The sequence below is a fragment of the Corallococcus sp. EGB genome (assembly GCF_019968905.1).
In the GTDB taxonomy this organism is placed as follows: Bacteria; Myxococcota; Myxococcia; order Myxococcales; family Myxococcaceae; genus Corallococcus.
Genome location: NZ_CP079946.1, coordinates 5,954,724 through 5,980,461 on the forward strand (window position 1 = coordinate 5,954,724; position 25,738 = coordinate 5,980,461).

21 protein-coding genes are annotated in these 25,738 nt (G+C 69.8%); 3 read left to right on the forward strand and 18 right to left on the reverse strand.

Annotation, left to right across the window (positions count from 1 at the left end; all coding sequences use genetic code 11):
• Nucleotides 1–80: 80 nt before the first annotated feature.
• From KYK13_RS24475 to KYK13_RS24500, 6 genes are all read right to left on the reverse strand, one after another.
• Complete coding sequence (locus tag KYK13_RS24475; RefSeq protein WP_223633993.1) at nucleotides 81–1,304, reverse strand: aspartate aminotransferase family protein; 1,224 nt, start codon at nucleotides 1,302–1,304, stop codon at nucleotides 81–83.
• Nucleotides 1,305–1,365: 61 nt separating this feature from the next.
• Entirely contained in the window at nucleotides 1,366–2,763 is a 1,398-nt protein-coding gene (hslU, locus tag KYK13_RS24480; protein ID WP_223633996.1) for an ATP-dependent protease ATPase subunit HslU, read from the reverse strand.
• A gap of 12 nt (nucleotides 2,764–2,775) precedes the next feature.
• Nucleotides 2,776–3,303, reverse strand: a complete 528-nt coding sequence (gene hslV, locus KYK13_RS24485) for an ATP-dependent protease subunit HslV (RefSeq protein ID WP_223633999.1) — start codon at nucleotides 3,301–3,303, stop codon at nucleotides 2,776–2,778.
• 79 nt (nucleotides 3,304–3,382) lie between these two features.
• A complete protein-coding gene (locus tag KYK13_RS24490; protein ID WP_223634003.1) occupies nucleotides 3,383–3,772 on the reverse strand; it encodes a DUF1801 domain-containing protein in 390 nt (129 codons plus the stop codon).
• Nucleotides 3,773–3,792: 20 nt separating this feature from the next.
• Nucleotides 3,793–4,695, reverse strand: a complete 903-nt coding sequence (locus KYK13_RS24495) for a tyrosine recombinase XerC (RefSeq protein WP_223634006.1) — start codon at nucleotides 4,693–4,695, stop codon at nucleotides 3,793–3,795.
• A gap of 64 nt (nucleotides 4,696–4,759) precedes the next feature.
• On the reverse strand, nucleotides 4,760–7,033 hold the full coding sequence (locus KYK13_RS24500) for a kinesin (RefSeq protein WP_223646738.1): 2,274 nt from the start codon (nucleotides 7,031–7,033) through the stop codon (nucleotides 4,760–4,762).
• A gap of 195 nt (nucleotides 7,034–7,228) precedes the next feature.
• Here KYK13_RS24500 and KYK13_RS24505 point away from each other — a divergent pair, with 195 nt between their 5' ends.
• Nucleotides 7,229–8,800 carry a HEAT repeat domain-containing protein gene (locus KYK13_RS24505; RefSeq protein ID WP_223634008.1) on the forward strand — a complete coding sequence of 524 codons (1,572 nt, stop codon included), beginning with the start codon at nucleotides 7,229–7,231 and terminating at the stop codon, nucleotides 8,798–8,800.
• 43 nt (nucleotides 8,801–8,843) lie between these two features.
• Here KYK13_RS24505 and KYK13_RS24510 read toward each other — a convergent pair whose 3' ends face one another.
• Together KYK13_RS24510 and trmFO are read right to left on the reverse strand one after the other, a co-directional pair.
• Nucleotides 8,844–10,463 (reverse strand): gliding motility protein, encoded by a 1,620-nt coding sequence (locus KYK13_RS24510; protein WP_223634010.1) that lies wholly within the window; start codon nucleotides 10,461–10,463, stop codon nucleotides 8,844–8,846.
• The gene (trmFO, locus tag KYK13_RS24515; RefSeq protein WP_223634011.1) at nucleotides 10,460–11,824 is read right to left on the reverse strand and encodes a methylenetetrahydrofolate--tRNA-(uracil(54)-C(5))-methyltransferase (FADH(2)-oxidizing) TrmFO; all 1,365 of its coding nucleotides are present in this window, start codon (nucleotides 11,822–11,824) and stop codon (nucleotides 10,460–10,462) included. Before trmFO ends, KYK13_RS24510 begins: the two co-directional genes overlap by 4 nt.
• Before the next feature lie 230 nt (nucleotides 11,825–12,054).
• On the opposite strand from trmFO, the gene KYK13_RS24520 reads away from it, so the two are divergent.
• Nucleotides 12,055–12,447 carry a TraR/DksA C4-type zinc finger protein gene (locus tag KYK13_RS24520; protein ID WP_223634012.1) on the forward strand — a complete coding sequence of 131 codons (393 nt, stop codon included), beginning with the start codon at nucleotides 12,055–12,057 and terminating at the stop codon, nucleotides 12,445–12,447.
• A gap of 62 nt (nucleotides 12,448–12,509) precedes the next feature.
• Here KYK13_RS24520 and KYK13_RS24525 read toward each other — a convergent pair whose 3' ends face one another.
• From KYK13_RS24525 to pgeF, 8 genes are all read right to left on the reverse strand, one after another.
• Nucleotides 12,510–13,085 (reverse strand): biopolymer transporter ExbD, encoded by a 576-nt coding sequence (locus KYK13_RS24525; protein ID WP_223634013.1) that lies wholly within the window; start codon nucleotides 13,083–13,085, stop codon nucleotides 12,510–12,512.
• Between the two features lie 2 nt (nucleotides 13,086–13,087).
• Nucleotides 13,088–13,612: a biopolymer transporter ExbD gene (locus KYK13_RS24530; RefSeq protein ID WP_223634014.1), complete on the reverse strand. Its 525-nt coding sequence runs from the start codon at nucleotides 13,610–13,612 to the stop codon at nucleotides 13,088–13,090.
• 10 nt (nucleotides 13,613–13,622) lie between these two features.
• Nucleotides 13,623–14,378, reverse strand: coding sequence for a MotA/TolQ/ExbB proton channel family protein (locus KYK13_RS24535; RefSeq protein ID WP_223634015.1), 756 nt, complete (start codon nucleotides 14,376–14,378; stop codon nucleotides 13,623–13,625).
• Between the two features lie 161 nt (nucleotides 14,379–14,539).
• Nucleotides 14,540–17,134 (reverse strand): type I DNA topoisomerase, encoded by a 2,595-nt coding sequence (topA, locus tag KYK13_RS24540; protein ID WP_223634017.1) that lies wholly within the window; start codon nucleotides 17,132–17,134, stop codon nucleotides 14,540–14,542.
• 23 nt (nucleotides 17,135–17,157) lie between these two features.
• Nucleotides 17,158–18,288 (reverse strand): DNA-processing protein DprA, encoded by a 1,131-nt coding sequence (locus KYK13_RS24545; protein WP_223634019.1) that lies wholly within the window; start codon nucleotides 18,286–18,288, stop codon nucleotides 17,158–17,160.
• 146 nt (nucleotides 18,289–18,434) lie between these two features.
• Nucleotides 18,435–19,649 (reverse strand): LysM peptidoglycan-binding domain-containing protein, encoded by a 1,215-nt coding sequence (locus KYK13_RS24550; protein ID WP_223634021.1) that lies wholly within the window; start codon nucleotides 19,647–19,649, stop codon nucleotides 18,435–18,437.
• A 27-nt stretch (nucleotides 19,650–19,676) separates the two neighbouring features.
• Nucleotides 19,677–20,531, reverse strand: a complete 855-nt coding sequence (locus KYK13_RS24555) for a tol-pal system YbgF family protein (RefSeq protein WP_370645155.1) — start codon at nucleotides 20,529–20,531, stop codon at nucleotides 19,677–19,679.
• Nucleotides 20,532–20,620: 89 nt separating this feature from the next.
• Nucleotides 20,621–21,379 carry a peptidoglycan editing factor PgeF gene (gene pgeF / locus KYK13_RS24560; protein WP_223634023.1) on the reverse strand — a complete coding sequence of 253 codons (759 nt, stop codon included), beginning with the start codon at nucleotides 21,377–21,379 and terminating at the stop codon, nucleotides 20,621–20,623.
• Nucleotides 21,380–21,600: 221 nt separating this feature from the next.
• Here pgeF and KYK13_RS24565 point away from each other — a divergent pair, with 221 nt between their 5' ends.
• Nucleotides 21,601–23,526, forward strand: coding sequence for a diguanylate cyclase (locus KYK13_RS24565; RefSeq protein WP_223634025.1), 1,926 nt, complete (start codon nucleotides 21,601–21,603; stop codon nucleotides 23,524–23,526).
• A gap of 18 nt (nucleotides 23,527–23,544) precedes the next feature.
• Here KYK13_RS24565 and KYK13_RS24570 read toward each other — a convergent pair whose 3' ends face one another.
• Together KYK13_RS24570 and KYK13_RS24575 are read right to left on the reverse strand one after the other, a co-directional pair.
• A complete protein-coding gene (locus tag KYK13_RS24570) occupies nucleotides 23,545–24,138 on the reverse strand; it encodes an SGNH/GDSL hydrolase family protein (RefSeq protein ID WP_223634028.1) in 594 nt (197 codons plus the stop codon).
• Between the two features lie 63 nt (nucleotides 24,139–24,201).
• Complete coding sequence (locus tag KYK13_RS24575; protein ID WP_223634032.1) at nucleotides 24,202–25,713, reverse strand: Do family serine endopeptidase; 1,512 nt, start codon at nucleotides 25,711–25,713, stop codon at nucleotides 24,202–24,204.
• Nucleotides 25,714–25,738 lie beyond the last annotated feature (25 nt).

Genomic DNA, 25,738 nt, shown 5'->3' on the forward strand with positions numbered 1-25,738 from the left:
CCAGGCTGGCGAATCCCCAAGTGTAGGTGCCCGGGAAGCAAGGCGTCAAACGTTCCCGGGTCCCCGAAACCCCTCATCTGCTACAGCGCGGAGAGGACGTGCTGGAGGATTCCCAGCGCTTCGTCGAGTTCCTGTTTCGTGATGATGAGCGGCGGCGCGAACCGCAGGGTGACCTCTCCCGCGGAGTTCACCAGCAATCCGGCTTCACGCAGCTTCGCGATGACGGGGGCGACGTCCCGATCCAGCTCCACGCCCAGGAGCAGCCCCTGTCCGCGCACGGCCTTGATGCGCCCTTCCGGCAGCGAGGCCTGGAGCGCGCGCGCGCCGGCGAGGAAGTGCTCGCCCTTGGCCTGGACGTCGGAGAGGAAGCCGGGCGCGCCCATGATCCGCAGCACCACGTTGCCCGCGGCGGCGGACACCAGGTTGCCGCCGAACGTGGAGCCGTGGGTGCCCGGGGAGAGGCTGACCGCCAGCTCCTCGCGGCACAGCATGGCGCCCATGGGCAGCCCGTTGCCGAGCGCCTTCGCGACGCTGATCGCGTCCGGTCGGATGCCGTGGTGCATGAAGCCGAAGGGCTGGCCGGTGCGGCCCATGCCCGTCTGGACCTCGTCCACGAGCAGCAGGAGGCCCGTCTCGTCACAGAGGGCGCGCAGGCCCTTGAGGAACTCCGGGGGCGCCATGCGCACGCCGCCCTCACCCTGGATGGGCTCCACGAGGATGGCGGCGGTGGACGGCCCCACGGCGCGGCGCACCGCCTCCAGGTCACCGAAGGGCAGGTGCCGGAAGCCCTGGGGCAGCGGCTCGAAGCCGGCGTGGTACTTCGGCTGGCCCGTGGCGGTGACGGTGGCCAGCGTGCGGCCGTGGAAGCTCTTCTCGAAGGAGAGGATCTCGAAGCGCTCGGGCGTGCCCCGGTCCTTCATCACCTTGCGGGTGAGCTTGATGAGGGCCTCGTTGGCCTCCGCGCCGGAGTTGCAGAAGAACGCGCGCGGCAGGCCGGCCCATTCAGTCAGGCGCGTGGCCAGGTCGATCTGCGGCTGCGAGTAGAAGACGTTGGAGACGTGCCACAGCGTGTCCAGCTGCGCCTTCGCCGCCGCGACGACCTCCGGGTGGCAGTGGCCCAGGGCGCACACCGCGATGCCGCCAATGCAGTCCAGGTACGCCTTGCCATCCGCGTCCCACACCCGGGTCCCCTGCCCACGCACCAGGGCAATGGGCTGCTGCTTGTAGTTCTGCACCAGGTGCTGCTTCGCCTGCTGGATGAGGGCTTCGTTGCCAGGGGCGGCTGCGGGGGACGGCGTTTGCAAGGTGGTGTACCTCTCTCTTCCTGATGGCGCGGTGGGACGACGCGGCGGGGACCCTAGCGCGCTAGAGGATGTAGCGCGACAAGTCCTCGTCCTGGACGATGGCGGCCAGGCGCTCGCGCACATAGCCCGCGTCCACCTGGAAGTCGCGTGGGCCCATTTCGCTGGCCGTGAACGACACTTCGTCCAGCAGGCGCTCCAGCACGGTGTGCAGCCGCCGGGCGCCGATGTTCTGCGTGCGCTCGTTGGCCTGCTGGGCGATGCGGGCGAGCTCCGCCACCGCGTCGTCGGTGAAGGACAGGCGCACGCCCTCCGTGGCGAGCAGGGCGGTGTACTGGCGCAGGAGCGAGTTCTTCGGCTCGCGCAGGATGCGCACCAGGTCATCGCCGGACAGCGGCTCCAGCTCCACGCGGATGGGGAAGCGGCCCTGGAGCTCCGGGATGAGGTCGGACGGCTTGGACACGTGGAAGGCGCCCGCGGCGATGAAGAGCATGTGGTCCGTCTTCACCTGACCGTACTTGGTGTTGACGGCCGAGCCCTCCACGATGGGCAGGATGTCGCGCTGCACGCCCTCGCGCGAGACGTCCGGGCCCCCACCGCCCTTGCCGCCCTCGCGGCTGGCGATCTTGTCGATCTCGTCGATGAAGACGATGCCGTTGGACTCGGCGCGCGCCACGGCCTCGCGCTGGACGCGGTCCGGATCCACCAGCTTCTGGGCTTCTTCCGCGCGCAGCACCTGGAGCGCCTCCGGCACGCGCAGGCGGCGCTTCCGGGTGTTCTTCATGCCCGGCATGTTCTTGAACAGGTCCTGGAGGTTGACACCGATCTCCTCCATGCCCTGGCCGCTGAAGTTGCGCATGAAGGTGGGGGAGCTCTCGCTGGTCTCCACCTCCACGGTCTGATCATCCAGCGTGCCGGCGCGCAGCTGGGCGCGCAGCTTCTCCCGCTCGGCGTCGCCCAGGTGGGGGGACGCGGGGGGCGGCGGAGGCGAGAAGCCGAACGGCGGCGAGCTGGTGGTGCGCGCCTGCCCGCCGTTCTTGAGGAGCTCCATCAGCCGGTCCTCGGCCAGCTCCTCCGCGCGCGGCTGGACCTTCTCCGTCTCCTCCTCGCGCACGAGCGCGATGGAGGCCTCGACGAGGTCGCGGATCATCGACTCGACGTCGCGGCCCACGTAGCCCACTTCGGTGAACTTGCTGGCTTCCACCTTGACGAAGGGGGCCTGGGACAGCTTCGCCAGGCGGCGGGCGATCTCCGTCTTCCCCACGCCGGTGGGGCCGATCATGATGATGTTCTTCGGGTAGATCTCATCCCGCAGGTCGTCCGACACCTGCTGGCGGCGCCACCGGTTGCGCAGCGCGATGGCGACGGCGCGCTTGGCGTCGTTCTGCCCGACGATGTAGCGGTCCAGCTCGCTGACGACCTCGCGAGGCGTGAAGGCGGACAACTTGCGCGATTCGGCCACGGGGCGGTCCTCTCAGAGCTCTTCGTAGGAGACGTTGGCGTTGGTGTAGACGCAGATGTCCGCCGCGATGGCCATGGCCTGCGTGCAGATCTCACGGGCGGACAGCTGCGAGTGCGCCTGGAGGGCGCGCGCGGCGGCGAGCGCGTAGTGGCCCCCGCTGCCCACGGCGGCGATGCCGTGGTCCGGTTCGATGACGTCGCCGGCCCCGGAGAGGATGAAGGTCTTCTCCTTGTCCGCGACGATGAGCAGCGCCTCCAGGCGGCGGAGGAAGCGGTCGGTGCGCCAGTCCTTGCCCAGCTCCACGCAGGCGCGGGCCAGGTTCTTCTGGTGCTCCTTGAGCTTGGCCTCGAAGCGCTCGAAGAGCGTGAAGGCGTCCGCGGTGCTGCCCGCGAAGCCGGCGAGCACCTGCCCCTCGCCCAGCTTGCGCACCTTGCGCGCGGTGTTCTTCATGATGGTCTTGTCGAGGCTGACCTGGCCGTCGCCCGCGATGACGACCTTCCCGTCGCGGCGAACGCAGAGGATGGTGGTGCCGTGGAACATGACCGGGGGTTTAACAAGCCGGACCGCCTCCGACTCGGAAAAACCGCCTGCTTGTCCGCTCTCGCACCCTGGAGGGCGCTCAGGTCGCGGTCGCCGTCATCCAGCGGCGCACCAGCTTCACCAGGGCAGCCTTCTTCGCCTTGACCGTCTTCGCGTCCGGCAGCGTGACGACGCCCCGGTCCGGCGCCAGCCACTCCACCAGGCCGGAGTCATCCTCGAAGGCAAAGTCCTTCGTGCCCTTCACCTTCGCGCCCCGGTGGAGGATGACCTGGAAGATGCCCTTGGGGGCCAGGCGGAACGTGACGCGGTCGTCACCGGAGTGCACGAAGCTGGGGGCCTTCCACTTGATGCGCTCGGTGATGGCGGAGTCGGACGCCAGGATGGCCTGGCGCACGGCTTCGATCTCCGCCTTCAACGGGTGCTCGAGTTCCGCCATGAACTGTTCGACTTCGTCGCTGCGGTTCGCCATTGGCATCCACTCTGCTCAGCTCACGCGCGCGGGTGCGCGGCGTCGTAGACCTCTTGCAACTGCTCGAAGGTCACGTGGGTGTACTTCTGCGTGGTGGACAGGCTCGCGTGCCCCAGCAGCTCCTGGATGCTGCGGATGTCCGCGCCTCCGCCCAACAGGTGCGTCGCGAACGAGTGGCGCATCGCGTGCGGGCTCACCTTGCGCGCCAGGGCCAGCTTCAGCACGTACGCGTCCAGGTGCCTCGCGATGCTCCGGGGCGTGAGCCTGCCGCCGCGGAAGTTCAGGAACAGCGCGTCCGGATCCTGCCCGTCGTGCACCGTCGCCAGCAGCTCCCCGCGCCGCTGGAGATAGGCCTCCAGGCACTGGATGGCCTTCGCGTTGAGCGGCACGAGCCGCTCCTTGCTGCCCTTGCCCATCACCCGGACGATGCGGCTGCTCCGGTCCACGCCCAAGAGGTCCAGTCCGCACAGCTCGCTGATACGCAGGCCGCCGCCGTAGAGCATCTCCAGGATGGCCTTGTCGCGCAGCCCCAGCACCGTCTTCACGTCCGGCATGTCGAGGATCGCGAACACCTCCTCCACCGGCAGCACCTTGGGCAGCGACTTCGGCAGCTTGGGGCTCTTCACCAGCTTGGCCGGACTGGCGGACAACAGCTTCTGCCGCACCAGGTACTTGTAGAAGGACTTGATGCTCGCCAGCCGCCGCGCGCGGCTCGAGGGCGCGTGGTCCACCGCCAACGTGCCCAGGTACCCACGGATGGCTGCGTGCGTGCCCGCGAGCAGCGACAGCTTCATCCGCTCCACGAGGTAGCGCTCATAGTCCACCAGGTCGATGAGGTAGTTGCGCACCGTGTGCGGTGACGCGCTCCTCTCGTTCTCGAGGTGGACCTTGAACTGCTCCAGCAGCGGGGACAGGGTCGACATGGTCGGGGAAGCCTAGGGGCCTCCCCGAGCCTCGCAAGATTCGCGTCGCGCCGCGAGCCCGCTGCTACTTCGCGGGCGCCGGAGCGGGCGCAGCGGCCGGAGCCGCCCCCGAGGGAGCAGGCGCGCCCGGCAGCTCGGACGGCACCAGCTTGGGGAGCAACATGCGGCAGGCGTCCTCGGACAGCCAGTGGTACGTGCACAGCCACTCCGTGACGGGCACGCGCACCTGCCAGCCCAGGATGAAGAGGATGAGCAGCGTGAGCCCGAGCCGGGCCCCGAACGACATGCGCTCGCCCTCGTCGTCCTCCTCCGTGTGGCGCAGCGCACCGCGCACCAGGTCCACGTGGTCCACGCGCGCGCCCTGGGGCAGCTTCGGCTTGCGGGTGATGAGCGTCGCCACGCCGCGCGTCAGCATCAGCCGGTCGTTGAGCGCCCAGCCGGAGCCCTCCAAGAGCAGCGCGAGGTTGCGCTGACGCAGCTTCAGCCAGCCCAGCAGGCCCGCGGGCGCCATCACCACGATGGCCAGGATGGTGGCCGCGGTGATGACGTCCACCAGCGTGAGTGACTTCACCTGCGTGAGGATGAACGCCAGCGAAGAACCGAGCGCCGCGAACGCGATGCCGCCCGCCGCGAGCACGCCCGCGATGCCGCCTCCCGCCGCGGGCGCCGCACCCGCCGCGGCCGGAGCCGCCGGGGGTGGAGGCGCGGACACCGTCTGCTTGTAGCCGGACTCCAGCGACGCATCGAATTCCTTCTCACCCGACGCGGCCAGCCCCTCCACCTTGCTGGTGATGAACTTGCCGATGCGCATGAACGGCATGGTCATCGACTCCCAGAGCGACACGGGCTGGCGGACGACCTGCGTGACGATGGCGTCGCTCTCCTTGCCGTCCACGTCGTAGAACACGCCGCGCTTGCCCATGACGAGCTCCGTGCTGCGGCCCGCGGTGACGGGCACCGCCACCTCGTAGCTGTCCGCCGCCGCGTCCCGGGGCATCACCTTCACGTAGAGGATGCAGGTGGTCCCCTGCCCCGTCAGCGCCGCGTGCGCCGCGCGGTCCGTCACCAGCACGGACAGCGTGTACTTGCGCCCGCCCAGGATGAGCGTGCCCTTCTCCATCAGCGCCCGCCGCTTGGGCAGGTACAGGTTGGGCATGCTGATGAAGTTGTTGGCGAACAAGAGCAGCCAGCGCTGGTACAGCACCAGCCGCTCCAGCTCCGCGATGACGTCCAGCGTGGGCTTGAGCGCCAGGTCCTCGCGGCTCACCGCCTCCAGCGCGTCCAGGTCCTCCTCCGACACAGTCCCCAGCGTGTCCGCCACCGCGTGCAGGGGGCTCGCGTCGCGCTTCGCCTGCCAGCCGAGGATGGCCTCCGCCTTCGCGGACAGCTCGCGCCAGGCCGTGTCCGTCAGCTTCGTGCCGTCGCCCAACAGCGGCGTCGCCACCTCCTGGTGGAAGGCCTCCAGCTTCTCATAGGCGGCGCCGCGGTACAGCCGCGCCCACACCAGCACGCCGGCCGGATCCGGCGCCGCGATGGGCAGCTCGTTCGCGGCCTTCCCCATGGCGCCCAGGTCACCCAGCGCGCCCTCCACGCGGTCCGCGCGCAGGCGCAGGCTGGCGGCGGCCTCCGGCTGCGCGGCCACCAGGCGGCACTGCATGAAGTAGCCCTCCAAGAGCGGCGCCACGTCATGCACGCGCTTCGCCTGCTCCAGACTCGCCGTGCCCCAGGTGAAGACGGCATCCCGTCCACCGAGGTGCGCGAGCAGCGCCGTGCGCTCCTCGCGGAAGCGCTTCACCAGGCCCACATCCACGCCCGCCAGGCCCGCGCGGTTCGTCACCTGCGGGAAGGCCGCGATGATGGACTGGGCCAGGGGCCGCAGCCGCTCCGGCAGCGTCACCGGCGCGATGATGCCGTCGCCATTCTTCCCCGCGTCGCGCAGCGCCTTGTCACTGGTGCGCAGCTGCTCCAGCGACAGGCGTGTCGTGTCCGGCGCGTTCAGCGTGCGCAGCACCAGCTCCGCCGCGCCCCTCAGGTTGGCCGCCGTGTCGGAGAGCGCCGACAGCTCCAGCACGTCGCTGCTCGCGTCCGCGCCCTTGCGGTCCTTCAACCGCGCCGCCGTCCAGTCCACCGCGGCGCGAAGCTCCTCCACGCGGATGCGGCGGTTGCCGTCCGCGTCCATCAGCGTGAGGAAGCGCGGATCACACGCGATGCCCTCCATGGGGCACGCGAGCGCCATCCACTGCGTCGCGGGGATCCTCACCGCCTCGGTGAGGGTGTTGAAGTCAGGGATGTCGACCTGGAGCGAGCCGCCGTAGCGGCGATAGACGAGCTGTGCCATGCGGCTGGCGAAGACAGCACACCCCGTCCGACTGTGCACGCCTCAACATCCGCTACCCCCTGAGAAGCCGGCGGCCGCTGGATTGTGTGAGGCGGATGCCTGCACTAGGTTCGAGGGGCACATCCCGCGTGTTCGCGGCCGGTCTCGCCAGCCGGTCCCAACTCGGCGTTCGAATTGTCCCTGCAGCCCCGTCTGGTGTGGTCCTCGCGCGAGAGCATCGCCGCGCAGTTGGTTGCCCTCCTGAAGGAAGCGCCCCAAGAGTCCGTCGACTTGAGGTTTCGCGGCCTCTCGTTGCTCGACATCTTCGGGGGCGAGGAGCAGCTCCCCTTCCTCCGGGAGTTGATCTTCGCTCCGCTGGAGCCCTACCGCATCCGCGTCAACGCGCTGCGTGTGGCGGCGAGGTTCGGCCTGACGCTCTCCGGGCAGCAGTTCGTCCAGCTTTACGAAGGGCCCGTCCGTGAGGAGGCGCTGGCTCCGAGCCTGGACGAACTCTTCGACTACGCGAGGCTCGAATCCTTCGATGACGTCATGAAGGAGGCACTGCTCCGCCTGTCTCCCAGGGAGCGGAGTCGCCTCCTGTGTTCCCCTCGTCGTGTCCCACAGCCCCCAGCGCTGGACGCGTGGTTCTTCGAACACTGGTACCAGTCCGACCGTCACCTGCTGCTCGAGGAGTGCAACGTCACCGTGGCGTTCATCCAGCGTGGGCGCCCCGAGGCCTGGCGGCTGCTCTGTGAATGGAGCGAGGGGCTGAGCGATGCCCGGATGGAGCATCTGCTGGTGCGCCTGAAGGGCCGGAATCGCGAGGAGGTGGCACGGCTCGCGAACGGCTCCAAGTCCTTCCATGATTTTGCCGCGAGGCGACTCCTGCTCTCCCTCAATGCGCTTCTGGCACATTGGGGGGAGGAGGAGTTGCTGCGTCGTCTGGACCGTGTCGTGCAGGCGGAGAATGTCGCATGCACCGTGCCGCATCAGCTCGTGGCGCACCCCACGTTCTTCGCTCGTGCCGTGGAGCTGCTGGGAGAATGGGAGGTTGCCCGGCGCCGCGTGTTGTACCGGCGCATCTGTGACTTCGACATGGCGGCGGGCGTCCGGCTCCATTTGTACGAGCAGCTTCGAGAGAAAGATCCCGCCGCCGCCGCGCGTTGGGGGCTCGCCGCGTGGCGCCACCCCGGCAATGCGGACCTCCTGCGTCAAATCCTCGAGGGCGTCATCGCCCGCGCTCCAGTGACCGAGGACCGTCCCGTGCTCCTGGCGGCGCTCCGCGAGCCGGATGAGGCGGTGCAGCTTCCGGCGCTGTCCGCGCTGCTCTCGCTCGGCGAAAGCGGACCCGGATGGATGGATCGACTCCATTCCCTGTCGCACGCCGAGAGTCCCCGTGTCCGCGTCCTCGCGCTCGCAGGGCTCGTTCAGCAAGGTCAACGGGAAGGGCTGGAGTCACTTCGGCGGATGGCCATTGCCGAGCCCGATAAGCGTGTTCGGAGTGCGGCCCTTGGGTGGCTCGGCGTGTTGGATTCCGAGGACAGCCGACCCTTGTTCGTGAACGCGCTCGCCCAGGCCGACCGTGACGCGTTCAATGCGCTCTCCCGGAGAGGAGAGGACGAAGACCTCTCCCTCTTGCTGGAGGTGCGCCTGAATGGAAGCTTCTCCCAGGGCGTCGACAACCACTTCCGGCACCATCTGGCCCGTAGGGAAGGCAGGCCCGTGGCCGATGGGCCTCCGCGCGACACCTCCGATGGCTGGTGCGAGGCGTGCCTGATGTACGAGTAGGAGGGAGGAGGGCTTCAAGGCCCTCCCTCCCCTGGCTCACCCGCTACTGCGGAGTGGCGACGGCGCTGTAGACGCCGGGGTTCTGCCCCTGGCCGATGATGTAGACGGCCCGCCCGTCATCCGGGCCCGCGAAGAGCACGGGCACCTGCACGCCCTGGTCGAGCGTCTTCCGAGCCCCCGACTTCACGTCGTACACGGCCACGTCGTAGGTGTCCGAGTCCATGCGCGCGTACGTCGCGAGCATTCGCGAGCCATCCTCGGAGAACTTGTAGCTGAAGATGCCCTGCAGCCACGTCTTCGCCTCGGCCTGCTTCTCGTTCAGCTCCACGGCCTTGAAGTCGCACGCGCGGCCGTTGCGGATGCAGTTGGTGCGGAACACCACCGCGCTGTTGTTCGGCGTGAAGCCGTAGCCGAACACCCCCGGCTGCACCTTCTCCGCCTTCTCCTGGCCCAGCGCGTACAGCATCAGGTCCACGGAGAACACCGGCTTCAGGAAGCGCGACAGGAACGCCACGTAGCGGCTGTCCGAGCCCCAGACGAAGTTGGGCACCCGGTCCCCCACCCGCTTCGGCGCGCCGTCCGGCAGCGACGCGACGCCCATCGAGCCCGCGCGCGACGGCTGATCATACTTCTCCAGGAAGCCCACCGCCTTGGAGTCCGGCGCGAACGCCAGCTCCTCCACCGCCTCGCCCAGCTTGCGCCCCGCGCCGCCGGACGCCGGGCCCACGTACAGGTCGCCCAGTTGCTCGGGCTTGCCGTTCTCCGTGCGCGCCAGCCACTGCCCGTCCGGCGAGAAGGCGAACGTCTTCGTGCCCGTGGCCAGCTTCTGGCCCTTCAGCGCGGGCACCTCCGCGAGGTACAGGTCATACATCCCGCGCACGGCCTCGCTGCGCACCTGGTAGGCCACGTGCTTGCCGTCCGAGGACACCTGGTAGTCGCCCACCTGATCCGCCAGCTTGCGCGGCGGCTCGTGGGCGCCCACCGTCACCGCCGCCAGCCCGCCCGCGGCCGACAGCTTGCGCTTGAAGAGGAGCGTCTTGCCGTCCGGGGTGAACTGCGCGGTGCTCACCTCACCCGCCACGTCCCGGAACGGCCCTTGCGGCAGCGGGCCCAGCTTCAGCGTGCCCGCGTCCACGAAGGCCACGTTCACGCCGTCCGGAGACGGCAGGAAGTAGCTCACCGCCGTGCCCAGCTTCACCGGCTCCGCGGCCGCGTCCGCGAGGGCCAGCACGTTCAGCTCGCCGGACTGCGAGGCCGGGTTGTAGCCCGTCACGTACAGCAGGTGCTTCGAGTCATGGGAGAACAGCAGGCTGCCCGGCACGTTCGTCACGCCGTCGCCCAGCGCGCGCGCCTTCCCGCCCGCCACCGGGACGATGTTCAGCGAGCCCACCAGCATCTGCGGCGGGATGCCGTCCAGCCGGGGCTTCTGCCCGTTGAGCAGGAACGTGGCGAACTGCCCGTCCGGCGACAGGCGCAGATCCGCCGCGCGCCCCTGCGCGAGCAATTGCCCCTGCCCGCCCACCACCGCGGTGCCCTTCGCCGCGCTGCGGACCGTGTCTCCCTGCGCGGCGCTGCGCTGCGAGGGCGCGCCGGCCTCATCGCCCTTCTTGCACCCCGACACCGCCAGCAGGGCCACCAGGCCCACCATCCCGGTTCGCTTCATGCGCTCGTCTGTCCTTCCGTGTGGGCGACAACGCCCGCGAGTGGCAGCCAGGCCGCCAGATCCTGCTTCGCCCGCGCCGAGTAGGCCGCGCGCTTGTCCGCCTTCTTCATCCGCCCGCTCAAGGGCGGGAACAGGCCATAGATGACGTTGGTGGGCTGGTGCGGATGATCCGGCGGGTGCGCTTCCCCGGTCAGGTGCCGGTACAGCGAGCCCAGGGCCGTCGTCGCGGGAGGCGGCACGAACGGCGTGCCCGTCAGCCGCGCATGCACCGCCAGCGCCACCATGTAGCCGCACGCCGCGCTCTCCACGTAGCCCTCCACGCCCGTCACCTGCCCCGCGAAGAACACCCGCCGCTCCGACTTCAACGACAGGTCCTCCGCCAGCAGGCGGGGCGAGTCGATGAACGTGTTGCGGTGGATCTGCCCCATCCGCAGGAACTCCGCATTCTGGAGACCCGGGATGCACGTGCTGAAGATGCGCTTCTGTTCACCCCACGTCAGACGCGTCTGGAAGCCCACCATGTTCCACGCCGTGCCCGCCCGGTCCTCCATGCGCAGCTGCACCACCGCGTACGGGTCCGTCCCCGTGCGTGGGTCCTTCAACCCCACGGGCTTCATGGGCCCGTAGGCCAGCGTGTCGTCTCCGCGCTCGGCCATCACTTCGATGGGCAGACACCCTTCGAAGTACTTCGGTTCCTCGAAGCTGTGCGGCACCACCTTCTGGCCCGCCTTCACCTCGTGGATGAAGCGGTAGTACTCGTCCTTCGACATGGGCAGGTTGAGGTAGTCGTCCCCGCCGCCCTTGCCGTAGCGGCTCTGGCGGAAGGCGATGTCCATGTCGATGGAGTCCCCGGACAGGATGGGCGCGATGGAGTCGTAGAAGTAGAGCTTCGTGCCCACGTGGCGCTCCAGGTCCGCCGTGAGCGCCTCCGACGTCAGCGGCCCCGTGGCCACCACCACCACTCCGTCCTCCGGCAGCTTCTCCACCTCGCCGCCCACCACCTCCACGCCCACGCCGGACACCAGCCGGGTGGTGATTGCGCGCGAGAAGCCCTCGCGCTCCACCGCCAGCGCGTCGCCCGCGGGCACGCGGTGCTGATCCGCGCTCGCGAGCACCAGCGACCCCAGCGCGCGCAGCTCCGCGTGCAGGAGCCCGATGGCGCTCTCCGGGTTGTCGGAGCGCAGCGAGTTGCTGCACACCAGCTCCGCGAGCGAGTCCGACTTGTGCGCGGGAGAGCGCTTGTGCGGCTTCATCTCCCGCAGCACCACCGGCACGCCGCGCCGCGCCAACTGATACGCGCACTCCGTCCCCGCCAGGCCGCCGCCAATCACCGTCACCCGCTGCTGCTTCACGTCCGACATGCATGCCTCCGGGCACCCCGCACCGGGCGCCCCAAAGGGCCCTGTAGCAGAGAGGCCCCGTCCTTTCACGTCCGCCCGGCTGCCCTACGTCCCACCATGCGTGCGGAATGGGAGGCGAGGTTTCCCCACCTGGGATCCAACCCTAGGTTTCTCGCGGTCTTCGCTCGGAACGGGAAGCGTCCGAGCGAGCGCCCTTCAACCGCGATTCTGGGATGGGAGTGACGGAAGCCATGAGCCGAGCCGACGAATTGCTGAAGATCCGCGACCTGCTGCAGGAGCGTCGCAGGAACACCGAGGCCGCCCAGGCGGGCGCCCGGCGCGAGCTGGCCGCCCTGAAGGATCAGGAGCGGGATCCCGAGTACGAAGAGCAGGCGCAGGCGGAGCTGGCGGACTACACGCTGTCCACGCTGATCGAAGCACAGCGCCGGGAGATCATGCTCATCGACGCCGCACTCAGCCGCATGGACAACGACGTGTTCGGAGAGTGCGTGGACTGCGGCAATGAAATCTCCCTGGACCGGCTGGAGGCCATGCCCTTCGCCATCCGCTGCGAGGAGGACGCCGCCATCCACGAGCAGGAGACGCGGGAGGCCGCGCGCCACGCGGGCAGCCTGTCCCTCTAGCGAAGGCGTCCTGGCGCTCCCCCGTGCGTCCATCCCGCGCGGGGGAGTCGTGCATCCGGCCGCTACTCCGAGTCGCGCTGGAGCACGATGAAGCGGTAGTTCTGAAGCTCGTTCTCGCCCGCCGTGTAGAGCACCGTGAGCAGCAGGTCGTACGGGACCATCTTGTCCGCGATGACCGACAGCTCGTGGGTGAACGGCGCCGCCGGGTTGCGCTCCGCGATGTACTTGAGCTTCGTCACTTCCTTCCGCAGCTGATCATTCAGCCCCAGCACCAGGCGGCCCTGGAGCTGGTTCTCCGGGATGCGCCCGTCCTTCAGCCGCACCACCTCTCTGTCCCCCACCAGGATGTTCTTGGGGGTGATGGTGATGGCCACCGTGTCCTTGGGCGTGGCGCGCGTGGACGACACCGGCGGCCGGACGTCCTCCGACGCGGTGATGACCGCGGAGGACGACGCGAAGGACTTCAGGAGGAACACCAGGATGATGGTCATCATGTCCATCATCGCGGTGATGTTGAGCTCCTTCACCTCGCTGGCGGCCTCGCGCTCCTTGCGCTTCTTGCGCGCCAGCGCCCGGCGGTAGCGCATGCGCGCGAGCTGCTCGGCTTCTTCGGCGGACAGGGGCGCGGGTTCGGACATGGCTAGAGGACGCCCAGGGTGACGTCGGGGAAGAGCAGCTTGCGCTCGGCGGCGGTGCCCGGCGTCTCACGCAGGGCGTCCATCGTCTGGATCAGCGCCTCGTAGGGGATGTCCGGATCCGCCGCGACGATGACCTTCGTCTCCTGCGGGAAGGCCGCCTTGAGCTTCACCATCTGCGCGTTCAGCGCGGCGAAGTCCTGCGTGCCATCCGCGCGCAGGGGCACCGTGGGCGCCCCACCCTCCGTGGCCGGAATCTCCGGGCTGTCGCCCCGGACGATGAGCCCCTGGTGGGAGATCAGCACGGACAGGTTCAGCTTGGGCCCCTCCGCGTCCCCGCCCGCGCCCGCCGTGGCGCCGTAGCTGGGCGCGTTCACGTTGAGCGCGCCAAAGGCGGTGAGGCCGGTGATGGACAGCAGCATGAAGATGATGAGGTTCATGAGGATGTCGAGGTACGGGACGATGTTCAGCTCGCCCGCCTCCTCCTCTTCCCTCGGCTTCAGCTTCCGGCGCGAGTAGTGGAACGCCATGGCGGGGCCACTACGACGCGGCGCGGACGTCCGAGTCCGCGGGGACGACTTCCAGCGAGCCCCGGCGCGACAGCAGGTTCTCCAGCTTCAGCGCGTTGAGCTCCACCAGCTCCACCATGTTCTTGGCGTAGTTGCTGAAGAACAGGTGCGACACGATGCAGAGCACCGCGATGGAGAGGCCGAAGCCCGTGTTGTACATGGCCTCCGAGATGCCGTTGGAGAGCAGCGCCTGCTTCTGCTCCGCCGGCACGTTGCCCAGCGCGCGGAAGGTGCCGATGAGGCCCACGATGGTGCCGACCAGGCCCACCAGCGTCGCGATGTTCGCGAGCGACCACAGCCACTGCACCCGGCGAGAGACGTGCGGCGTGTACTCCGCCAGCGCCTCCTCCACCGCCTTGGCGACCTCCAGCTCACCGCGGTTCGCGTTGATGAGCCCCGCGCGGATGACGCGGGCCAGCGGCGAGCGCGGCGCCATGCCGCAGAACTTCACCGCGCGGTCCAGGTTGCCGCTGCGCACCATCTTGTGGACCTGCTCGATGAACGCCGTCGCGTTGAGGCGGTAGCGGTAGAGCAGCGTCACCGCGCGCTCGCCAATGACCGTGAGCGACGCGGCCAGCCAGAACAGGTTCACGTACATGAACGGGCCGCCGGCCTTGAACGCGCCGACGATGAAGTCCCCCAGGCCTCCCGAGGAGGCATGGCCCGCCGCCGCGGGGGCGGCCTCGGCCACCACCACGCGCAGCAACTCACTGACAGAGGGAATCATCGCGGATCGCGTCCTTTCGCTGCCCCCGCACGCACCCCGGCCGCGAAACGGACTGGAGGCATGCGGAGGGCCGGGAGCAATCCGGACTTCTAGGACTTCGCCCGCGAAGGTGTCAAGCCAGGGGGCGCGGCCTACCCCCCTGGAATGACTGGGCTTTCCGCTCAGGTCCCGGCGGCGGGCGTGGGGGCCGGGGCGGCCTCCACGTTGGCCCCCGGAACGGCGGGCTCCACCACCTCGCGGCGGTAGTCGCATTCCTTGTTGGGGCAGGCGATGTAGGCGCCATCCCGCTTGGAGAACTTCTGCAGCAGGTAGGGCGAGGCGCACTGCGGGCAGGCTTCCGCGAGCGGCCGGTCCCACGCGGCGAACTTGCACTCCGGATACCGGTTGCAGCCGAAGAAGATCTTCCCGCGGCCGCTGCGGCGCTCGGTGAGGTAGCCCACCTTGCACTCGGGGCAGTTGACGCCGATGGAGATGGGCTTGGACGTCTTGCAGTCCGGGTAGCCCGAGCACGCCATGAAGCGCCCGAAGCGGCCGCGCTTGATCACCATGGGCTTGCCGCACTTCTCGCACTTCTCGTCCGTGGTCTCCTCCTCCACGATGACGATCTTCCCTTCCGCGTCCCGCTTGAAGTCCTTGGTGTTCTTGCAGTCGGGGTAGTTGGAGCAGGCGAGGAAGTGGCCCATCTTCCCGAACTTGATGACGAACGGGTTGCCGCACTTCTCGCACGCGATGTCGGTCTTGATCTCCTCGCGCTTGACGTCGCGCATCTCCGCTTCGGCCTTCTCCAGCGTCTCCTTGAAGGGGCCGTAGAAGTCGTGCAGCACCGTCTTCCAGGACGCGCCGCCGTCGGAGATCTGATCCAGCTTCTCCTCCATGCTGGCCGTGAACGTGATGTCCATCTCATGGGGGAAGTGCTTGACCAGCATCTCGTTGGTCATCTGCCCCAGGTCGGTGGGACGGAAGCGGCTCTCCAGCTTCTCCACGTACTTCTTGTCCTGGATGTTGGAGAGGATGGCCGCGTACGTGGACGGACGCCCGATGCCGCGCTCCTCCAGCTCCTTCACCAGCGTCGCTTCGCTGAAGCGCGGGGGCGGCTGGGTGAAGTGCTGTTCGTTGAGCAGCTTGTCCAGCGTGAGGACTTCGCCCTCGTTGAGGGGCGGCAGTTCGCCCACCGCGTCCTCGGCGCCCTCTTCACCCGCGGCCTTGGCCTTCTCCGCCGCGGCCTCTTCTTCCGGCGTGAGGCCGGCGCCGTAGACGCCCAGGTAGCCGGGGAACTTCAGCGTGCTGCCGGACGCGCGGAAGGTGGCGCGGCCCGCGGTGATGTCCGCGCTCGTCTGATCATAGACGGCGGCCTTCATCTGGCACGCGACGAAGCGGTTCCAGATGAGCTCGTAGAGCCGGAACATGTCCAGCTCGTCCATGGCCTCGAAGAAGGCCTTCACGCGCTCGGGCGGGTACTCCAGGGACGTGGGCCGGATGGCCTCGTGCGCGTCCTGGGCGCCCTTGCGGCTCTTGTAGACCATGGGCTCCGGCGGCAGGTAGTCCGCGCCGAACTTCTTGCCGATGAAGTCGCGCACCTGCGTCACGGCGTCGTCGGACAGGCGCGTGGAGTCCGTGCGCATGTACGTGATGAGCGCCGTCTGGCCCTCCTCCCCCAGCGGCACGCCTTCGTACAGCTTCTGCGCCAGCGTCATCGTCTTCTTGGCGGTGAAGTGCAGCCGGTTCGCCGCCTCCTGCTGGAGCTTGGAGGTGATGAACGGCGCGGGCGCGTTGCGGCGGCGCTCCTTGCGGTCCACCTTCGTCACGGTGAAGGGGGAGTCCTTCAGCTCCGCCACGAGCGCGTCCGTGGTGGCGCGGTCCTTGAGCTCCACCTTCTTGCCGTCCACGCGGGACAGCTTCGCCTTGAAGGGCGGCGGCCCCTGCGGGCCCTGCACCAGCGCGTCCAGCGTCCAGTACTCCTCGGGCTGGAAGGCCTTGATCTCCGCCTCGCGCTCCACGATCAGGCGCACCGCCACGGACTGCACGCGGCCGGCGGACAGGCCGCGGCGGATCTTCTTCCAGAGCAGCGGCGAGATTTGATAGCCGACGAGCCGGTCCAGGATGCGGCGGGTCTGCTGCGAGTCGTAGTTGTCCTGGTTGAGCTGGCGCGGCTGCGCGATGGCGTCCTGCACGGCGCGCTTGGTGATCTCGTTGAAGGTCACCCGCAGGGAGTCCGGGTGACCCAGCTCCTCCTTGATGTGCCAGGCAATGGCCTCGCCCTCGCGGTCGGGGTCCGTCGCCAGGAAGACGCGGTCCACCGTCTTGGCCATCTTCTTCAGCTCGTTGAGGACCTTCTCCTTGCCCTTGATGACCGTGTACTCGGGCTTGAAGTCGTCCTCCACGTCCACGCCCATCTTGCTCTTGGGCAGGTCCTTCACATGGCCCACGGACGCCTTCACCGTGTAGCCGGAGCCCAGGTACTTCTTGATGGTCTTCGCCTTGGCGGGAGACTCCACCACCACCAGGTAGTGGGGGCCCTTGCCACGGCGCTCGGGCACTTCCTCTTCGGCGTCCGCGTCCGCGTCCACGGTGGGCAGCTCGTCCCCGTCCGCGCCACGGCGGCGGGCCGCCGTCTTCTTCTTGGCGGTCGTCTTCTTCGCGGCCGTCTTCTTCTTGGCGGACTTCTTGGCCGCCGGCTTCTTGGAGGCCGCCTTCTTGGGCGTCTCCTCCGCAGCCGTCTCGGTCTCTGCCGCCTGTGTCTTCTTCCGCGTGGCCATGGCTCTCCTACCTCGAACTGCCTTTAGACCTTCTCGTACCGTTTACCCGGGTGCTGGACCACCAGCCCCGACAATTCCAATTCCACCAGGGCGCTCATGAGCGCCGCGGGTGACAGCGGACTCGCGGCGAGCACCTCGTCGAACGAGCGGGGAACCCGATCCAACAGCCCATAGGCCCCGCGCGCTTCCGCCGACAGCGCCTCCCACCACCCCGCGTCCCGCCCCGCCGGCACCGCACGAACCGGGTCAACGCCCACCACCGCACAGATTGCTTCCGGGGACGTGCATGCGCGGGCCCGCCCGTCCGCCAGCAGGGCGTTGCAGCCCGCCGCGGCCGGCTGCCAGACGTCCCCCGGCAGCGCGAACACCGGCCGGCCCTGCAGCTGGGCCGCGTCCGCCGTGTACAGGGCTCCGGAGCCCGCTCCCGCCCGCATCACCAGCACCGCATCCGACGCGCCAGCGATGAGTCGGTTGCGCCGGGGGAAGGTGGTCGTGCTCGCCCGGACCCCGGGCGGCAGCTCGCTGAAGTACACCCCTCCCCGCTCCAGGAAGTGGGGCAGCAGCCGGGCCTGGGCGGGGTCCAACGCGTCCAGCGCGGAGCCCAGGAAGGCCCACGTCTCCGCGCCCACGTCCAGGGCGCCCCAGTGGCACGCCCGGTCCACGCCCTCCGCCGCGCCCGACACCACCCCGACCCCGGCCTCCGCCACCTTCCGGGCGAACGTGCGCGCGAACGGAAGGAAGCCCTGGTCCGGATGGCGGCTGCCCACCATGGCCAGGCGCCGCCGGGGAGGCCCCGGAAGGCCCAGGTAGAACAGCAGCGGGGGCGCGTCCTCCAGGCCCACCAGCCGGGCGGGATAGGCGGGCGTGCCCGCGAAGGCCACCTGGAGGCCCGCTCGGGCACAGGCCTCCTCCGTGCGGGACGCCAGGGCGTCCAGGGATGCGACGGCGGCCAGGCGCTGGCGGACGGCCGCGGGCACCGGCACGTCCGACAGCCAGTCCTTCACGGGCACGGACGCGAGACGGGAAAGCGCTCCCCCGGCGAACGCGCGCACCGCGTCCAACGTCCGGGGCCCCAGGCCGGCAATGGCCCAGAGCGCCAGGGTGGCGCGCTGCTCGTCCCAGTGTAGGTGTGTGTCCGTGCTCGTGTCCGCCATACCGTCCCCCGCCTGTTTCCCACCTATATAGAGGTGGTCTCGGGAGGGGCGTGACACATAACACCGGCTCTTCGGGGGTCAAGCGACCCGCCCTTCCCGGGCGGGCCGGAATGCAGCATTCCTGCCGTTCCTGAGCGCCGCCAACCTCAGCGGCTGGCGGTGGGCGTCCCGTCCTTGCGCATGGTGGCGCGGTCGCCGGCGGAGATCTCCACCAGGGAGCGGGTCACCAGGCAGTTGGAGGTGCGCTCACGCACTTCGGTGACCATGCACTGGGCCACGGCCTCCCAGGGGTAGGTCTTCTGGCCCTTGCCCGCGTCGCCCATCTTGTAGTCGGTGCGGCCGAGCACATCCAGGCTGGGGTCGCCACGGCGCTCGATGGTGAAGGTGTTGCCCACCTGCACGCCGTCCGCGGTGCCGCGGTCCACGACGATGAAGTGGTGCTCGCCCAGCAGCGTCTGGCCCGGCGTCATCGGCGTGAGCACGTAGCCGGGGATCTCCTTGCTGTTGGGCTTGGGGGCGATGCGCTCCACCAGCTTCTCGCTGGAGGGGCCGACCAGGTCGCCACGGGAGATGGGGTCCCACGTCTCCGTGATGCGTGCGGTCACCACGTCGTTGTTGATGGCGACGACCTGCACCGTGCCCAGCAGCTCCGTGAGGTAGCCCGTGCGCGCGTGGGTCACCGGGTGCTTCACCTCTTCCACGGTATGGAAGATGACGTAGCGGTCACCGATCTTGGCGCTGCCGCGCTTCTTGAAGCGCAGATAGACCTTGTCCGGCGCGGAGAGCATCAGCGCCTCGGAGGCCGAGCCCTCGATCTTGCCCGCCTCGTCCAGCTCGCGCGCCGTCACGAAGCCCTTGGTCACGACCGGGCGCGCGCTGGCGGGGTCGTAGCCGATCTTCCCGACCACCGACACCAGGCTGCCGCCGCTCACGTCCGTGGGCGCCGCCACGTCCTCCGAGGGCAGCTCCGTGGACTCCACGCGCGACGGCACCTCCTCGCCGCCCGGGTAGAACTTCACGTTGTTGCCCGGGTAGATCCAGTGCGGGTTGGCGATCTGCGGGTTGTAGGACCAGACCTTGGGCCAGTACCAGGGGCTGCCCAGGTAGCGCTGGGACAGGTCCCACAGCGTGTCGCCCGTCTCGACGGTGTGCACCTGGCCGGGCGCGCTCTCACGGCCCTGCGGGGCGCCGGGCGGGAGCGTGACGGACGTGGGGCGCTGCTCCACGTCGTCGGAGATGTCCTGCCCTTCCGTCTCGGAGGAGGGCTGGGATTCGTCCTCCTGCGCGTCCTGGGCGAAAGCCGTCCATGCCGGCGCGACGGTGAGGGGCACGAGCAGGGAGGCGAGGATCCGGGAGCGCATCGGACGACGTCCTTTCACGAAAAGGGCTTACGGCGAGAGCGCGGCGAGCCGCTGCTCCGCTTGCGTGGCGGCGGCCGTCCCCGGGAACTGGGTGACGACGCGGGTATAGAGGGCTCGGGCATCCACGGCCTGGTTCAGCCGCACCCGGCACTCCGCGAGCCGGAGCATGCCGTCCTGGACGGCGTCCCCGGCGGGATAGGTCTTGATGAGCCGTTCGAACGTCTTCGCCGCGCCCGTGGGGTCCTTGAGGCCCATCTGGCCCAGGCCGGCGAAGTACAGGGCGTTGTCGGCGCGGGGGTGGCGCGGGTTCTCCGCGGCGAAGCGCGTGAGCTGCTCCACGCCGCCCTCCACGTTGCCGGTGCGCAGCATGGCCACCGCGCGCTCGTATTCGGCGTCGAGGATGTCCGGATCCTTCTCCGGCGGCTCCATGCGGGCCGGCGTGACGGAGCCCGTCCCAGACGAGCCCTCCACCGGGGAGATGAACATCTCCATCTGATCCGCGTCCGGCTCCACCACCGCCACCGCCGTGTTGATGCGCGGCGCCGGTTCCTTCTTCGGCTTGAGCCGCACCACCGTCAGCTCCGCGGGCGCCAGGCTCAGCGCGTCGCCCCCTTCGGACGAAGCGGCCTCCGGCTTCACGCTCGCGGTGGCCGCCGGGGTCGAAGCCGAGGCGGGAGCCGGGGTGACGCTCCGCGCGCGGGAGACGGCGTCGCGGTTCTCCAGCCGCTCCAGGCGCTCCAGCAGCGAGGCCTGGGAGGCGCGCAGCGTGCGCACCTCCGCCTCCAGCCGGCCCACTTCCGTCTGCGACGCAGCGGTGGTGGCGCAGGCGGTCGGCGCGGACAGCGCGACGGCGGCAAACAGGCGGAAGAGGAAGGGACGCACCGGCACGAGCCTGGACGGAGGGAAATCCGAGTCGAGGATAGGAAGGCCGGTCGGAGACCGTCAAGAAAACGACCCTGGCGCGGCCCCCGCTAGAAGCGGTGCACCACGAAGTTGAGGTGCCGCCCGGTGCGCCCCGCGTCCCGGCGGTGGGAGAAGAACCGCTCCGGATCACACGCCGTACAGGCCTGTAGCACGTCCACCCGGTCCACCCGCATGCCCGCCTTCACCAACGACGCCTTCACTGCCCGTGGAAGGTCCAGGTGGGGTCTGGCACCTCCACGGACGACCTCCGCGCCGAAGCGCGCGCGGAAGCGGTCGCCCAGCTCCGGCGACACCTCATAGCAGCACGCCTGGATGCAGGGGCCCACCGCCGCCAGCAGGTCCTCCGGCCGGCTGCCTCGCGCCGCCAGTGTCTCCACCGCGCGGGCGCTGATCTCCAGGTCCGTGCCCCGCCAGCCCGAGTGCACCGCCGCCACGCGGCGGCCTCGCGGATCCACCAGCAGCACCGGCACGCAATCCGCGGTCCCCACCGCCACCCAGCTCCCCTCCCCTTGCGTCCACAGCGCGTCGGCTTCCCCCAGCGTCGGGCGCAGCACCTCGTCCGCTTCACCGCGCGCCTCCAGCACCGTGTCGCCGTGCACCTGCGACACCCGGCAGAGCGAGCCCAGCTGCGCGCCCGCGGCCCGGGCCAGCCGGCGGTGGTTCTCCTCGACGCGAGGGCGCTCGTCGCCCACGGAGAAGCCCAGGTTCAGCGACGCGTAGGGCCCTTCGGACACCCCACCCGCGCGCGTGGCGAAGCCGTGCGGCACCGGCAGCAGCGCGGACGTGAGGAACACGGGCGTGGACATGGACGGCTCTCCTGACCGGGCAACAGCGACCTTCTTCAAGGGTGCGTCCACCGTGCCATGGGCACAGCCCTTGAAAACAAGAACATGCTGGAGAACAACACCCTCGTTTCAATATTTCGACGCCAGTACGTTTGACAGGGCGTGTCACGCCCCTGACAATTTTCAACACTCCGTCACTCGCGGACAGAACGCGAGCGCGCGGAGCACACTGCGCCCCGCACATGGCCCTCGGTTCCGAGACGATTGGCAGGAAGCTCTTGTGGAGCATCGCGCTGCCCGGGTTGGTGGTGGCGCTCCTGGGCGTGGGCCACTTCTCCCGCGAGGCGCGACAGGCGGTGCGGGAGGGCACGCACCTGGAGGCGCTCTCGCTGGCGGAGGCGGTCGCCTCCACCTTCATGCTTCCGCAGACTCCGGGGGCGGCGCCGCACAGCGCGGTGGCGGAGGTGCTGTCGTCGGACACGCGGCTGTTCCGCTCCGTGGAGGACCTGCGGGTGCTGACGCCGGACGGGCGCATCCGCTGGAGCCGCAAGCCCGCCGAGCAGGGCCACCCGCATCCGGAGGCCGCGCGGCTGTCCGCGACGGGGCCGGAGACGGCGCGCTCCAGCGACCACGGCACGGAGGTGGTGCGGCCCCTGGGCGGCCCGGAGTGCTCCGGCTGTCACACCGGCGAGGCCGCGCAGCGCATGGGCGTGCTCCAGGTGCGCCTGGGCGAGCCCGCGCTGCACCGCCAGCTCCAGACGGTGTTCCAGGACGCGCTGGGCGCGATGGTGCTCTTCGTGGGCATCCTGGGGCTCGTGACGTGGCTGTCCCTGCGCTTCGTGCTCACCGCGCCGCTCAAGCGGCTGAGCGAGGCCATGGGGCGCGCGGCGGACGGCGACCTGCTGGTGCGCGCGGAGGCCCGGGGCACGGATGAGATCTCCCGGCTGGGCGCGGCCTTCAACCAGATGCTCGCGCGGCTCACCTCCATGAAGGTGGAGGAGATCGACACGCACCGCGACCTGCAGCTGGTGAAGGAGAAGCTGGCGCTGAAGGACGAGTTGGAGGAGCGCCTGCGGGAGCTGTCGCTGCTGTTCGACGTGGCGCGCTCGCTCAACACCACGCTGGAGCTGGACGAGCTGTTGTCGCGCATCACCCGCATGGTGGTGGAGCGGCTGCACATCCAGGACTTCTCCATCATGCTCCTCAACGAGGAGGGCATGCTGGAGGTGAAGCACGCGTGGCCGCAGGGCCAGGGCCTGGAGGGCCACACCTTCGCCATGGGCGAGGGCGCGTGCGGCCGGGCCGCGCAGACGCGCAAGGCGGTGTACCTGCCGGACCTCACGGACAGCACCAGCATCTTCGCGCGGCGCGGCCTGCGCGGCGGCACCGAGCAGGGCTCGCTCCTGGCGGTGCCCATGGTGCACGCGGAGACGCTGTTGGGCGTCATCAACTTCCAGCGCCCGGAGACGGCGAGCTTCTCCAAGGAGGAGATCGAGCTCTTCACCGCGGTGGCGGATCAGGCCGCGACGGCGGTGACGAACGCACGCCTGCACGCGGAGACGGTGAAGCTCACGCTGACGGACGCGCTCACGGGCGTGCCCAACCGCCGTCACCTCTTCCAGCGGTTGGACCTGGAGCTGGCGCGGGCCCAGCGCTTCGGCGTGCCGCTGGCGCTGCTGATGGTGGACGTGGACCACTTCAAGCGGCTCAACGACCTGGCCGGCCACCGCGCTGGCGACGAGACGCTGCGCCGGGTCTCCGACGTGCTGCGAACCCGCGCGCGCAAGGTGGACACGCTGGGACGCTACGGCGGCGAGGAGTTCGTGCTGCTGCTGCCGCAGGTGTCCAAGGCCACGGCGGTGGAGGTCGCGGAGACGCTGCGCCGCGCGGTGGCGGACGCCGTCACGCTCAGCCGTCCGGGGCTGCCTGGAGGCCACGTCACGGTGTCCATCGGCGTCGCGCACTACCCCACGGACGCGACGGCGCAGGACGCGCTGGTGGACTCCGCGGACGCGGCGCTCTACTGCAGCAAGCGCACCGGGCGCAACCGGGTGACGGCGTTCGAGCCCGGCATGGAGGTGCACCCCGGCCGCGAGCGCAGCATCAATGCGCCGCCCGCGGACGCGCCCTCCACGCCCGCTTCGCCCACGGGCATCGCGAAGGCCTGAGCGGGAAGGCGCCCTCCCCTACCGCCGCACGAGCGTCCGGACCACGGGGAGCATCAGGTCCGCCCACTCCTCGTAGCCCGCCGCGGACGGGTGGAAGCCATCCGAGCAGAAGAAGTCCGGACGCCGGGGGATCATCTCCCGGCTGGCGGTGTAGAGGTCCACCAGGTGCAGCCCGTGCGCGCGGGCCACCGAGGCGATGGCGTCGTTGAACAGCTCGATGCGCCCTTCATACAGCGCGCTGGGCACCATCTTCGCCACCGGCGCGAGCGCCATGTCCGCGATGTTCACCACCACCATGGACGCGCCGGTCTGCTTCAGCCTCCGGGCGATGCGGTCCAGGTCGTCCTGGAACTCCGCCATCTCGGTGCCGCGCCAGATGTCGTTGGTGCCCACGCCCAGGGTGATCAGCGTGGGCTGCAGCGCGATGACGCGCTTGAGGGCGTTGTTGACGACGTCGCGCACGCGCGCGCCGCTCTGACCCAGGTTGATGTGGCCCACGGGGAGGCCGTCCTTCCGGAGGCGGGAGGCGAGCCGGTCAGGGTAGCCCCCGCCCTGCGACACCCCCACCCCCACCGCCGTGCTGTCACCCAACGAGACGTAGTTGACGCTCATCGACGTTCATCCACCCTCGAGTGCGAGCCGCGGCCGTGCCCCCCCAACCCCTGCCGTCCGGCGTCAGGGCACCGTCAGCGCGCGCAGCATGCGCCCGCCACCGGGGCCAGCCACGCGCAACAGCATCGTGCTGCCCTTGGGCGCGGAGCGGATGGCCGCGGCCAGATCCTTGGCGCTCGCGATGGGCTTCTTGTTCGCCTCCACCACCAGCATGCCCGGCAGCAGCTGCGCGCGGTCCGCGGGCGAGCCCGGGACGATGTCGGTGATCAGCGCGCCGGAGCGCTCGTTGAAGCCCGCCTGGGACGCCGTGCGGGCATCCAGGTCCTGCAGGGACAGGCCCACGCGGCGCGAGCCGTCCTGCTCGTCGGTGACCTCCGGCTTCTTCTTGGACAGGCCCTCCAGGTCCGGGCGCGTGCCCATGGTCACCTTGACGTCCTGCTTCTTGCCGTCGCGGTAGAGGGTCAGCGTGGAGACGGAGTTGGGCTTCTTGAGCGCCACGGTGCGGGTGAGCTCGCTGTCGGAGCGCACGGTCTTGCCGTCCACGGCCACCACCACGTCGTCCGGCTTGAGGCCGGCCTTGGACGCGGGGGAGTCAGGGGTGATCTGCGTGAGGATGGCGCCCTCGCTCACCGGCACCTTCAGCGCCTGGCTCAGCTCGCGCGTCAACGGCTGGATGCCCACGCCCAGCCAGCCGCGCGTGACGGAGCCCTCCTTCTCCAGCTGCGGCAGCAGCGCCTTGATGAGGTTGCTGGGCACGGAGAAGCCGATGCCCGTGCCGCCGCCGACGATGGCGGTGTTGATGCCCACCACCTCGCCCTTCATGTTGAAGAGCGGGCCGCCGGAGTTGCCGGGGTTGATGGCCGCGTCCGTCTGCAGGAAGTCGTCGTACACGCTGGCGCCGATTTCACGGGCGCGCGCGGAGAGGATGCCCACGCTCACGCTGGAGGCCAGGCCGAACGGGTTGCCGATGGCCAACACCCAGTCACCCACGCGCACGGCGTCGGAGTCGCCCAGCTTCACCGTGGGGAGCTGATCCACCTTCTCCTTGATCTTCACCACGGCCACGTCGGTGAGCGGGTCACGCCCCACCACCTCGCCCGTGAACGAGCGCCCGTCGTCCAGGCGGATGGTGATGGTGACCGCGTCCTCGACGACGTGGTTGTTGGTCAGCACGACGCCCTTGGGGTCGATGATGAAGCCCGACCCGGCGCCCTGGCGGATCTGCTCACGCTCGCTGCGGCCGCGGCTGCGGCCCCCGCCCTTGCCGCCGAAGAAGCGGTCGAAGAGCGGGTTGTCCTCCATGCCCTCCGGCACCTCCGGCTTCGCCTGCACGTCCACGTTCACCACGGCGGACTTCACCGAATCCACCAGCGGCGCCAGCGAGGCGAGCGATTGCGCCTCGCTCGTGGCGGGCTGGAGGTTGCTGGCCTGACCGGAGACCGCCCGCTGCGTCTGGGGCGCCGGCGGCGCCGCGGGTTTGGCTGCAGGGGCCTGCGCGAGGGCGAGCGTGGGCGACGCCAACACCAGCACGGCGGCCACGAGCTTGCGACGGAACGGAGGGAGCGTGTGGGTCATGGATTTCCTTCAAGCTAAAGCGGAA

Bases quoted from the DNA above. Each gene is read 5' to 3' on its own strand.
- hslV (WP_223633999.1), bottom strand. From the start codon at position 3,303: ATGTTCCACGGCACCACCATCCTCTGCGTTCGCCGCGACGGGAAGGTC.
- KYK13_RS24490 (WP_223634003.1), bottom strand. From the start codon at position 3,772: ATGGCGAACCGCAGCGACGAAGTCGAACAGTTCATGGCGGAACTCGAG.
- KYK13_RS24495 (WP_223634006.1), bottom strand. From the start codon at position 4,695: ATGTCGACCCTGTCCCCGCTGCTGGAGCAGTTCAAGGTCCACCTCGAG.
- KYK13_RS24500 (WP_223646738.1), bottom strand. From the start codon at position 7,033: ATGGCACAGCTCGTCTATCGCCGCTACGGCGGCTCGCTCCAGGTCGAC.
- KYK13_RS24510 (WP_223634010.1), bottom strand. From the start codon at position 10,463: ATGAAGCGAACCGGGATGGTGGGCCTGGTGGCCCTGCTGGCGGTGTCG.
- trmFO (WP_223634011.1), bottom strand. From the start codon at position 11,824: ATGTCGGACGTGAAGCAGCAGCGGGTGACGGTGATTGGCGGCGGCCTG.
- KYK13_RS24520 (WP_223634012.1), top strand. From the start codon at position 12,055: ATGAGCCGAGCCGACGAATTGCTGAAGATCCGCGACCTGCTGCAGGAG.
- KYK13_RS24525 (WP_223634013.1), bottom strand. From the start codon at position 13,085: ATGTCCGAACCCGCGCCCCTGTCCGCCGAAGAAGCCGAGCAGCTCGCG.
- KYK13_RS24530 (WP_223634014.1), bottom strand. From the start codon at position 13,612: ATGGCGTTCCACTACTCGCGCCGGAAGCTGAAGCCGAGGGAAGAGGAG.
- KYK13_RS24535 (WP_223634015.1), bottom strand. From the start codon at position 14,378: ATGATTCCCTCTGTCAGTGAGTTGCTGCGCGTGGTGGTGGCCGAGGCC.
- topA (WP_223634017.1), bottom strand. From the start codon at position 17,134: ATGGCCACGCGGAAGAAGACACAGGCGGCAGAGACCGAGACGGCTGCG.
- KYK13_RS24545 (WP_223634019.1), bottom strand. From the start codon at position 18,288: ATGGCGGACACGAGCACGGACACACACCTACACTGGGACGAGCAGCGC.
- KYK13_RS24550 (WP_223634021.1), bottom strand. From the start codon at position 19,649: ATGCGCTCCCGGATCCTCGCCTCCCTGCTCGTGCCCCTCACCGTCGCG.
- pgeF (WP_223634023.1), bottom strand. From the start codon at position 21,379: ATGTCCACGCCCGTGTTCCTCACGTCCGCGCTGCTGCCGGTGCCGCAC.
- KYK13_RS24565 (WP_223634025.1), top strand. From the start codon at position 21,601: ATGGCCCTCGGTTCCGAGACGATTGGCAGGAAGCTCTTGTGGAGCATC.
- KYK13_RS24570 (WP_223634028.1), bottom strand. From the start codon at position 24,138: ATGAGCGTCAACTACGTCTCGTTGGGTGACAGCACGGCGGTGGGGGTG.
- KYK13_RS24575 (WP_223634032.1), bottom strand. From the start codon at position 25,713: ATGACCCACACGCTCCCTCCGTTCCGTCGCAAGCTCGTGGCCGCCGTG.